The sequence below is a fragment of the Spirosoma daeguense genome (assembly GCF_054776875.1).
On record NZ_BAAHBF010000030.1, the window covers coordinates 1 to 1,358 of the forward strand.

A 1,358-nucleotide genomic window follows, 5' to 3' on the forward strand; every position below is an offset into this window, starting at 1 on the left:
GCCTTATTGCCAGTACTTGAAAAACTTGGCTTTAAATCGAACCCCTAGGGAATTGAAATTGGACTGCCGTTCGAGAAACGAATTGAACCTTCTGGAATTAACAAACGCCCTGACTCAGCCGGCCGGGGCGTTGTTGTTATTCCTAAACCCTTATGTTTACCAGAAGTGCCACGCTACGTTGTTTTTTGTCGGTGGCTTTTGATACACTGCATCGTCAATCCAGTTGTGTTGCTCTAACCAGCATTGACGGTTATTATAATTCTTAGCTTTGGTTTGAAAGTGATTGTTGTAGAACTGGAAAGCTTTGCGCCAGTTGTTGTTGTACTCAGGCTGATCAGATCGTACTTGTTTGGGCGTAAATCGCCAAGGTTTTTTCATCTCGCATTAGTTTATAGCTAATGCGGAGGGGTGTAGGTGGTGTTCATAATAATTATTCGTAAATATAAATAGTATCCTCACCTCGTAATTCCGCCCTCATGCCTTGTTGACGGTATTTACCATCAAGTCTAAGTCCGATGTGAATCCAGCCGGGATTGCCATTACGGTCGGGGTACTCTTGAATACACTGGTCGTACTTCAGATTCTGCCGTACCCACTGGTACAGTGCTTTGTTGGTCGTTAGACTTGAGCCATCGCAATCAATATCAATAGCCAACCCCAACAGGTGCGCGCTGGTCTTCGATCCCTTCACTGCACTGTTGAGTTTTGGCGATCTGAAGAACGAGCTAACTGGCAACTTGCCAAACTTTTTGCAAATCGGTTCGTAAATTTCTTTGTACACCCGCATCATGTTGGCGTACTGCTCTGGTGGGGGTACGTTGACAATACCTAGGCGTATCGCAGTAGCGGATTTTACCGATTCAGCGTAGGTCAGATAGGGGCCGAAATTGGGGTACGTGGTAACTTTCGGCTGTGCGGTGGTCGGGTTGGTCGGCATGGCTTTACTTAACTAGGATCGTGACAATGCTTATATACTGCTGATAATTAGCAACTTCTTACTTGCTTTTAATCCGTCTTACTGGTTCACCCGCGCAGGTGGCGTGGTTTCCTCTGTATATCTATCTTCATTCGATAGTCTGGCACATGCGTTATCACGCATAGCAGAGCAGATCTAACGTTGTGCATTATAATCGTAAAAGCGACCACAGGTTAAGTGTTCGCATTGTTCTGTTTTAAATGGGTCGTCTTTCATGTCTCCACTATTTTTGTCCTGATTCCTGTATACCTCAACCCCTCCCGTACTACCACAAGCAATTCGTACACAGAAGGCTCCCCGGTCGGTTGGCGGAAGGCACGGAGCTTGCAACCAGCGAATGCCAGCAGAATCGGCCAATACGCTGCATTTGTTACGTACTGAT

At 46.2% G+C, this 1,358-nt stretch carries 3 protein-coding genes; all 3 read right to left on the minus strand.

The features are described 5' to 3' along the window. Positions 1-156: 156 nt before the first annotated feature. Positions 157-378 carry a hypothetical protein gene (locus ACYVD4_RS31975; RefSeq protein WP_460952521.1) on the minus strand — a complete coding sequence of 74 codons (222 nt, stop codon included), beginning with the start codon at positions 376-378 and terminating at the stop codon, positions 157-159. 52 nt (positions 379-430) lie between these two features. Next, positions 431-937 carry a D-Ala-D-Ala carboxypeptidase family metallohydrolase gene (locus tag ACYVD4_RS31980; RefSeq protein WP_460952523.1) on the minus strand — a complete coding sequence of 169 codons (507 nt, stop codon included), beginning with the start codon at positions 935-937 and terminating at the stop codon, positions 431-433. Positions 938-1,111: 174 nt separating this feature from the next. Further along, positions 1,112-1,358, minus strand: a 247-nt coding sequence (locus tag ACYVD4_RS31985) for a hypothetical protein (RefSeq protein ID WP_460952525.1), incomplete at its 5' end; no start/stop codon positions are given.